This is a genomic window from Micromonospora sp. NPDC002717 (genome assembly GCF_040295705.1).
In the GTDB taxonomy this organism is placed as follows: domain Bacteria; phylum Actinomycetota; class Actinomycetes; order Mycobacteriales; family Micromonosporaceae; genus Micromonospora.
The window spans coordinates 13,299-22,513 of the sequence record NZ_JBEOVW010000044.1 but is presented as its reverse complement, the minus strand read 5'-3'; the positions used below and the strand labels follow the sequence as shown (position 1 = coordinate 22,513).

The 9,215-nt window shown below is 73.8% G+C and carries 4 protein-coding genes; 3 read left to right on the top strand and 1 reads right to left on the bottom strand.

Features of this window, described 5'->3' with window-relative positions; translation table 11 throughout:
* Window positions 1-4 precede the first annotated feature (4 nt).
* Both mhpA and ABT006_RS32775 read left to right on the top strand, forming a co-directional pair.
* On the top strand, window positions 5-1,573 hold the full coding sequence (mhpA, locus tag ABT006_RS32780; RefSeq protein WP_350712359.1) for a bifunctional 3-(3-hydroxy-phenyl)propionate/3-hydroxycinnamic acid hydroxylase MhpA: 1,569 nt from the start codon (window positions 5-7) through the stop codon (window positions 1,571-1,573).
* 31 nt (window positions 1,574-1,604) lie between these two features.
* The gene (locus ABT006_RS32775; RefSeq protein WP_350712358.1) at window positions 1,605-2,492 is read left to right on the top strand and encodes a methyltransferase domain-containing protein; all 888 of its coding nucleotides are present in this window, start codon (window positions 1,605-1,607) and stop codon (window positions 2,490-2,492) included.
* A 70-nt stretch (window positions 2,493-2,562) separates the two neighbouring features.
* Here ABT006_RS32775 and ABT006_RS32770 read toward each other — a convergent pair whose 3' ends face one another.
* Window positions 2,563-3,324: a thioesterase II family protein gene (locus tag ABT006_RS32770; RefSeq protein WP_350712357.1), complete on the bottom strand. Its 762-nt coding sequence runs from the start codon at window positions 3,322-3,324 to the stop codon at window positions 2,563-2,565.
* Between the two features lie 287 nt (window positions 3,325-3,611).
* Between ABT006_RS32770 and ABT006_RS32765 the strand changes: the two genes are divergently transcribed.
* Window positions 3,612-9,200, top strand: coding sequence for a type I polyketide synthase (locus ABT006_RS32765; protein WP_502891048.1), 5,589 nt, complete (start codon window positions 3,612-3,614; stop codon window positions 9,198-9,200).
* Window positions 9,201-9,215 lie beyond the last annotated feature (15 nt).

The window sequence follows — 9,215 nt, the reverse complement described above, 5'->3', positions numbered from 1 at the left end:
ACCGATGCTGATGACCGACGTGCTGATCGTGGGCTACGGCCCGGTGGGTGAGATGCTCACGATCCTGCTGGCGCAGCGGGGCCTCACCGTCACGGCGGTCGAGCGGTGGGCCATCCCGTACAACTTCCCGCGCGCCGTGTCGTACGACGGCGAGGCGAGCCGGATCCTGGCCGCCGCCGGGGTCGCCGACCGGCTTGGCCCGGTGGTGGAGTCGTCGGGCGAGTACACCTTCAAGAACGGCTTCGGGCGGACCCTGCTGCACGTCAAGGTGACCGGCGAGGGCCCGATGGGCTGGCCCGACTCGGTCTCCTTCTACCAGCCCGGCCTGGAGGCGCTGCTCGCCGAGCGGGGAGCGGAACTGCCGGGCGTCACGGTGCTGCGCCCGTACCAGGTGACCGGCCTGGCCGAGCACGACGACCGGGTCGAGGTCACCATCGCCGGGCCGGACGGCGAGGAGGTCCGCGCCGCCCGCTGGGTGATCGGGTGCGACGGGGCCAACAGCTTCGTCCGGGAGCACCTGGGCAGCGGCGTCACCGACCTCGGCTTCACGTACGACTGGCTGGTCTGCGACGTGGTGCCGCACGAGGCCCGCGAGTTCAAGCCGAACAACCTCCAGGTCTGCGACCCGGCGCGCCCCCGCACCGCCGTGTCGGCCGGCCCCGGACACCGGCGGTGGGAGTTCATGCGGGTGCCGGGGGAGAGCCGGGAGGAGTTCGAGAGCGTCGAGAGCGTCTGGCGACTGCTCGGCCTCTTCGACATCACGCCCGCGAACGCCACCCTGGAGCGGTACGGCGTCTACACCACCCAGGCGTGCTCGGCCGACCGCTGGCGCTCCGGCCGGATCCTGATCGCCGGCGACGCGGCGCACGTCATGCCGCCGTTCATGGGGCAGGGAATGAGTTCCGGTTTTCGGGACGCGATCAACCTCGCCTGGAAGCTGGACCTGGTGCACCGCGGCCTGGCCGACGAGGCCCTGCTGGACACCTACCAGGAGGAGCGCTGCGCCCACGTGCAGCACGCCATCCGGATGTCCATGGACTCGGGCACGGTGATCTGCGAGACCGACCGCGCCGCCGCGGCCGGCCGGGACTCCGTCATGCTCGCCGAACTGCGCCGCCGCACCGCCCGCCCGCGTACCCGTTCCCTGCTGGAGCCGCTGGCGGGCGGGGTCCTGCACCACCGGGGCGACGAGGCCGGTGCCGGCGTACCGATGCCGCAGGGACGCGTCGAGGTCGACGGCCGCGCCGGGCTCTTCGACGACGTCGTCGGCACCGGCTTCGCCCTGCTCTGCGCCGAGGACCCGGACGGCCTGCTCGACGCGGACGCCCGGGCCTTCCTGGATTCGCTCGACGCCCGGGTCGTCCGGGTCGTTCCCGCCGGCGCGCCCGCCCCCGAATCCGGCGCCGCGCCGACCGCGTACGACCTCGACGACGTGTACCTGCCCCTCCTCAAGCGGTACGACGCCGTGGCGGTGCTCGTCCGGCCCGACTTCTACGTCTTCGGCACGGCCGCCGACCCGGCCGGTGTGCCCGCGCTCGTCGAGGACCTGCGTCGGCAGGTCCGGCGCGGCTGATCAGCATTCCACCCACCGGAAGGAACACCACATGTTCGAGAACCTGAAGATCGCCGGCCGGGCGATCCGCACGGTCTTCACCGCCGACCCGATCACCCGGGTCCGGCGCTTCTACGAGATCCAGTCACCCGACGTGGAGTTCGCGGCGCGCCGCACCCACTACATGAACGTCGGCTACTGGGAGGACGGGGTCACCGACCTCGACACGGCGGCCGAGGCGCTGGCCGACAAGCTGGCCGACGCCGCCGGGCTCAAGCCCGACGACACCGTCCTCGACGTCGGCTTCGGCTACGCCGACCAGGACTTCAAGTGGCTGCGCGAACGCCGGGTCGCCAAGGTGTACGGCCTCAACATCACCCCGCACCACGTCGAGGCCGCGCAGCGCCGGGCGCAGGAGGAGGGCTTCGCCGACCGGACCGACTTCCGGCTGGGCAGCGCCACCGAACTGCCCTTCGAGGACAACACCTTCGACCGGGTCGTGGCGCTGGAGTCCGCCTTCCACTTCTACCCGCGCAGCGCGTTCTTCGCCGAGGCGCTGCGGGTGCTCCGCCCGGGTGGCGTGCTGGCCACGGCCGACATCATCCCGGTCAGCGCCAACGTCGTCCGGGCGGCCATCCAGTCGGGCCCGCTGAGCTTCGTCAAGTTCAGCATCCCGAAGGAGAACTGGCACGACCGGGACACGTACCGGCAGGAGCTGGTCGAGGCCGGCTTCGCCAACCCGCAGGTCGAGTCGATCAAGGACCAGACCTGGGAGGGCTGGCGGGCGTACATGGCCGACCGGACCAACGACCCCGAGTTCCGCGCCGTCGTCAAGCCCGCCGTGCGCAAGAGCATGGCCGCGCACTGGAAGAACCAGGACCTGATGAAGCGCGAGCTGGCGCAGCTCGACTACGTGATCGCGGTGGGCCACAAGCGGTGACACCCCACACGGCCGAGGGGCCCGCCGACCGGTGGTGACACCGGTGGACGGGCCCCTCGGCCGGTCGGGATCAGATGGCCGGCGCCGCGGTCAGGGCCGTCGAGATGGCCCGTAGGACCGCCGCCTGGTGCTCGGCCAGGAAGAAGTGCCCGCCCGGGTAGACCTTCAGGTCGAACGGCCCGGTCGTGTGGGTCGACCAGGCGCGGGCCTCTTCGACCGTCGTCTTCGGGTCGTCGTCGCCCGTGAAGACGGTGATCGGGCAGCTCAGCGGCGGACCCGGCCGGTAGGTGTAGGTCTCCGCGGCCCGGTAGTCGCTGCGGATCGCCGGCAGCGCGGCCCGCAGCATCTCCTGGTCGCCGAGGACGGCCGGGTTGGTCCCGCTCAGCTTCCGGACGTCGGCCAGCAGGCCCTCGTCGTCGAGCAGGTGCACGGTCTCGTGCCGCGCCTGCGACGGCGCGCGGCGGCCGGAGGCGAACAGGTGCGCGGCCGCACCGCCGTCCTGCTCGATCAGCCGGGCCAGCTCGAAGCCGACGCTGGCGCCCATGCTGTGCCCGAAGATGGCCACCGGCTCGTCCAGCCAGGGCCGCAGCACGGTGAAGACCTCCCGCGCGAGCTGGTGGAGGTCACCGATGCACGCCTCGTGGCGCCGGTCCTGCCGGCCCGGGTACTGGATCGCCAGCACCTCGAAGCCGGGCGAGAGGCTGCGGGAGACGGGGAAGTAGAAGCTGGCCGACCCGCCGGCGTGGGGCAGGCAGACCAGCCGCCGGGCGCCGCCCGGCGCCGGGTGGAAACGTCGCACCCACAGGCCGTTGTCGGTATCTGGCGTGGTCATCCTCGGCGGTCCTTCCCGGCGGCTGGAGTTCCCGACCGGGCCGTACGCAGACCCGGTCGAGGCGACGCTAGTGCGACTGGTCGGCACCGGGACACCCCTAGCTGGCCGGACGCCTGGTTAGGGGTTGTCCGCGCTCGCGCACACCCAATAACTTCTCCCCGCAGATGGGGATCCTCGTGGCTCTCGGCCGAGCGAGCCGAACGACAGATACAGGTGTCGCCTGAGACTTCTGCGCATTCGTACCGTCGCTTACGTCGAGTCTCCGCCGTGCATCGCGATGGGCTGGGTTGATGGACACCGAAGACAAGCTCCGGGAGTACCTGAAGAGAGTCACTGCCGATCTGCGGCGGACCCGGCAACGGCTCCGTGACGTCGAGGCCGACGCGCAGCAGCCGATCGCGATCGTCGGCACCGGCTGCCGGTTCCCCGGCGGGGTGCGGACGGCCGAGGAGCTGTGGGACCTCGTCGCGGCCGGCGGGGACGCCATCGACTCCTTCCCCACCGACCGTGGCTGGGACCTGGACGCCCTCTACGACCCTGGGCGGTCCCGGCCGGGCACCTCCTCCGTGCGGGAGGGCGGCTTCCTGCCCGACGCCGCCGAGTTCGACCCCCGGCTGTTCGGGGTCTCGCCGCGTGAGGCCCTCGCCATGGACCCGCAGCAGCGGCTGCTGCTGGAGACGTCCTGGGAGGCGGTCGAGTCCGCGGGCATCGACCCCACCAGCCTGAAGGGCGCCCGCGTCGGCGTCTTCGCCGGCATGACCCACAACGGTTACGCCCACCCACCGGAGACGCCACCTGCGGGGGTGGAGGACTACCTGGGCCTCGGGAACGCCGGCAGCATCGCCTCCGGCCGGGTGGCGTACTCGTTCGGTTTCGAGGGGCCGGCGGTGACGGTGGACACGGCGTGTTCGTCGTCGCTGGTGGCGCTGCACCTGGCCGTGCAGGCGCTGCGGTCGGGCGAGTGCGACCTGGCGCTGGCCGGTGGCGTGACCGTGATGCCCACCCCGGCGGTGTTCGTCGACTTCACCCGGCAGGGCAACCTCTCGCCGGTGGCCCGGTGCCGGGCGTTCGCCGACGCGGCGGACGGCACGGCGCTCGCCGAGGGCGTGGGCGTGCTGCTGGTGCAGCGGTTGTCGGACGCGCGGCGGGACGGTCGTCGGGTGCTGGCGGTGGTGCGGGGTACGGCGGTGAACCAGGACGGTGCGTCGAACGGCCTGACCGCGCCGAACGGCCCGTCGCAGCAGCGGGTGATCCGGCAGGCGTTGGCGTCGGCGGGGTTGTCGGCGGGTGACGTGGATGTGGTGGAGGCGCACGGTACGGGCACCACGTTGGGTGATCCGATCGAGGCGCAGGCGTTGCTGGCGACGTACGGGCAGGGCCGGGACGAGCCGCTGCTGCTCGGATCGGTGAAGTCGAACATCGGCCACACGCAGGCCGCCGCCGGAGTCGCGGGCGTAATCAAGATGATCTCGGCGATGCGGGCGGGCGTGGTCCCGGCGACCCTGCACGTCGACGCGCCGTCGTCCCACGTGGACTGGTCGTCGGGTGCGGTCGAGCTGGTGACCGAGTCCCGGGCGTGGCCCAGTGTGGAGCGCCCACGGCGCGCGGGCGTGTCCTCGTTCGGCATCTCCGGCACGAACGCGCACGTGATCCTGGAGCAGCCGGAGCCCGACGCCGATCCCGAGGTCGCAGCGGAGCCGGGGTCCGTCCCGGCAGATGCCGGGCACGCGCTCGCGGGGTTGCCGGTGCCGTGGGTGGTGTCGGCGCGGTCGGAGCGGGGCCTGGCGGGTCAGGCGGCGCGGTTGGCGTCGTTCGTGGGGGGCCGGTCCGACCTCGCGGTGGCCGACGTGTCCTGGTCGTTGGCGACGTCGCGGGCGGCGTTGGAGCACCGGGCGGTGGTGTGGGGCTTGGACGCCGACGAGCTGGTGGCCGGCCTGTCGGCTGTGGCTGAGGGCCGGCCGGCGGTGTCGGGTGTGGTGTCGGCGGGTCGTCGGGCGGTGTTGTTCACGGGTCAGGGTTCGCAGCGCGTCGGCATGGGTCGTGAGTTGCACGACGTGTTTCCGGTGTTCGCGGCGTCTTTCGACGCGGTGTGTGGAGAGATCGATCCGCATCTGCCGCGTCCGTTGCGTGAGGTGGTGTTTGCCGAGCCGGGCAGTCCCGAGGCCGGTTTGTTGGATCAGACGGTGTTCGCGCAGGCGGGGTTGTTCGCGGTCGAGGTGGCGTTGTGGGAGTTGCTGTCGTCGTGGGGTGTGCGGGCGGACTTCCTGGCGGGTCACTCGATCGGTGAGGTGACGGCCGCGTATGTGGCGGGGATGCTTTCCCTGACCGATGCGTGTGTGTTGGTGGCGGCGCGGGGCAGGTTGATGCAGGCGTTGCCGGCCGGTGGGGTGATGGCGGCGGTCGGCGCGTCGGAGGGCCTCGTCGTCGAGCTGATCGATCTCACGGGTGCGGCGGTGGATGTCGCGGCGGTGAACGGTCCGGCGTCGGTGGTGGTGTCGGGTGCCGCCGGCGAGGTGGCGTCGGTGGTGGCGGCGTCTCGTGAGCGGGGGTGGCGGGTCAAGGAGTTGTCGGTCAGTCACGCGTTCCACTCGCGCCTGATGGATCCGATGCTGGACGAGTTCGCCTCGGTGGTGGCAGGGCTGGGCTGGCAGGCGCCGCGGATCCCGATCGTGTCGAACGTGACCGGGGCCGTGGCCGACGCCGGGGAGATCACCGATCCGGGTTACTGGGTGCGGCACGTACGCCAGCCGGTGCGCTTCGCCGACGCGGTGCGGACCCTCCACCAGCAGGACGTGACACAGTTCCTGGAGGTGGGCCCCGACGCCGTACTGACCGCGATGGCGCAGGACTGCGTCGACGCGACCGGCGACGTCCGGTTCACCGCCACGCTGCGCGCCGGTCACTCCGAGGCCGGCACGCTACGCACCGCCCTGGCCGAGCGGTACGTCACCGGCGGCCACGTCGACTGGGCCGGGTACCTCGCCGGCACCGGGGCCCGGCCCCGCACGGTCGACCTGCCCACGTACGCCTTCGACCACCAGCGCTACTGGCTCAACGCCACCACCAGCAACGGCGTGGGGGCACCCGGCCTCGGCGTCCGCGCCGTCGACCACGCGCTGCTCGGCGCCGCCGTACGCGTGGCCGACGACGACGCACGGGTCTTCGGCACCGAGCTGTCCGCGCGGACCCACCCGTGGCTCGCCGAACACGTCGTCTGGGACTCGGTGGTGGTGCCCGGCGCCGCCCTGGTCGAGATGGTCCTGCACGCGGGCACGCAGGTCGGCTGCGACGCGCTGGACGAGCTGACCCTGGAGGCGCCGCTGGCGCTCGCCGAGCAGGGTGCGCGGGCGGTGCAGGTGAAGCTGGGGACGGCGGACGACGAGGGACGCCGACCGGTCACCATCCACTCCCGCCCGGCGGCCGACCCCGACGGGGAGTGGGAGCGCCACGCGACGGGCGTCCTCGCACCCGCCGCACCGCAGCCCGACGCGTCCGATCCGGCGCCCTGGCCGCCCACCGCCGCCCACGGCGTCGCCGTCGACGCGATCTACACCGAGCTGTCCCGCCTCGGCGTCGAGTACGGCCCGCTCTTCCGCGGCCTGCGCGCGGTCTGGCGTACCGACGACGAGGTGTGCGCCGAGGTGGCGGTGCCCGACGGCACCGAGGTCACCGGCTTCGGCATCCACCCTGCCCTGCTCGACGCGGCGCTGCACGTCGTCGGCCTGCTCGACGAGGACGGGGAGGCGTCCGGCGTACGCCTGCCCTTCGCCTGGACCGGCGTCACCCTCGCGGCGGTCGGCGCGACCGCGCTGCGGGTGCGCGCCCGGCGCAGCGGCGGCGGGGTCACCCTGACCCTGGCCGATCCGGCCGGCGCCCCCGTCGCCCGGATCGGCTCGCTGGTCTCCCGCCCGGTGACCGCCGACCAGGTACGCGGGGCCGGCGCGGGCGTCGACTCGCTGTTCGACGTCGCCTGGCAGGCGGTGCCGCTCGGTGGCCCGGCGGCCGCCCGCGCGGTGCTCCTCGGCGACGCTCCGTCCGGCCCGGCCGGCCTCACCACGATCGGGCTCGCCGAGCTGGCCGAGGCGGTCGACTCCGGCCGGCTCGACCCGGACCTGGTGCTGCTTCCGGCGTACGCCGACGACGAGCGTGCCCCCGTCCCCGCCGCCACCCGCACGCGGCTCGCCGCCGTGCTGACCGCCGTCCAGGGCTGGCTCGCCGACGACCGGCTGGCGGACCGGCGGCTGGTCGTGCTGACCCGGGGCTCCGTCCCCGCCGACGACGCCGACCGGGCGACGGACCTGCCCGGCGCCGCGGTCTGGGGACTGCTGCGCTCGGCCCAGGCGGAGCACCCCGACCGTCTCGTGCTCGTCGACCTCGACGAGGCGCAGCGACCGGAGCCCAACGGGACTGCCGGCACGGTCGAGCTGGTGGCCCGTGCGGTCGCCACCGGCGAACCCCAGCTCGCGGTCCGGGGCGACCGGGTGCTGGCGCCCCGGCTCACGCCCGCCGTCCTCGACCCGGCGTTGGGCGCCGAACCCGACCCCGACGGTACGGTTCTGGTCACCGGCGCCACCGGCGCCCTCGGCGGCCTGCTGGCCCGACACCTGGTCGCCGCGCACAAGGTGCGCCACCTGCTGCTGGTCAGCCGTCGGGGGCCGGACGCCCCCGGCGCGGCCGAACTGCTGGCCGGGTTGGCCGCGCTGGGCGCGCAGGCCCGGCTGGTGGCCGGCGACGTGGCCGACCGGGACACGGTCGCCGCCCTGCTGGCCGACATCCCCGCCGAGCACCCGCTCACCGGGGTGGTCCACGCCGCCGGCGTCCTCGACGACGCGGTGGTGTCGGCGCTGACCCCGGAGCGGATGTCGACGGTGCTCGCCGCCAAGGCCGACGCCGCCTGGCACCTGCACGAGCTGACCCGGGGGCGGAACCTCCCGATGTTCGTCCTCTTCTCGTCCGTCGCCGGCGTCCTCGGCGGCCCCGGGCAGGGCAACTACGCTGCCGCGAACGCGTTCCTGGACGGCCTCGCCCACCACCGGCGCGCCTCCGGCCTCGCCGCCACCGCCCTGGCCTGGGGCCTCTGGGCCGCCGACAGCGGGATGACCGGCGCCCTCGACGCCGCCCAGCGGCAACGGATGAGCCGCAACGGCCTCAGCCCGCTCGACACCGACCAGGGGCTGCACCTGTTCGACGCCGCCCTGCGCGGCGGTCGCCCCCAGATGGTGCCGGCGCTGCTCGACCTCGCCGCGCTGCGCCGCCAGTCCGACACCGGTCAGCTTCCGGCGCCGCTGCGGGGCCTGGTCCGGGCCCGGCGGCGCGTCGTCGACGACGGTGGCGACGGCGGGCCGTCCTTCGCGCAACGCCTCGCCGGCACGCCGGAGGCCGAGCGCGGTCGGCTGGTGGAGGAACTGGTCAAGGCGCAGGTCATCGAGGTGCTCGGCTACCCGCCGGCCACCGTCATCCCGTCCGGGCAGACGTTCACCGGCCTCGGCTTCGACTCGCTGACCGCCGTGGAGCTGCGCAACCGGCTGACCGCCGCCACCGGGATCCGGCTGCCGGCGAGTCTGATCTTCGACTGCCCCACGCCCGCCGCGCTCGCCGACTTCCTGCTGGCCGACGCCGCGCCGCCCGCGCCCGCGTCGAGCCTGCTGGCCGAGCTGGACCGGCTGGAGGCCGCGTTCGCCGCGACCGGGCCGGACGAGCTGGAACGACTGGCCGGCGACGACGAGACGCGGACCGCCGTCGCGGTTCGCCTCCGGGCGCTGGTCACCAGGTGGAGCGACGCCACCGACCGCCCGGCCGACGTCAGCCAGGCCATCGACGATGCCTCGGACGACGAACTGTTCGACTTCATCGACCAGAAGTTCGGCCGATCCTGACCACGAGTCCGCCGC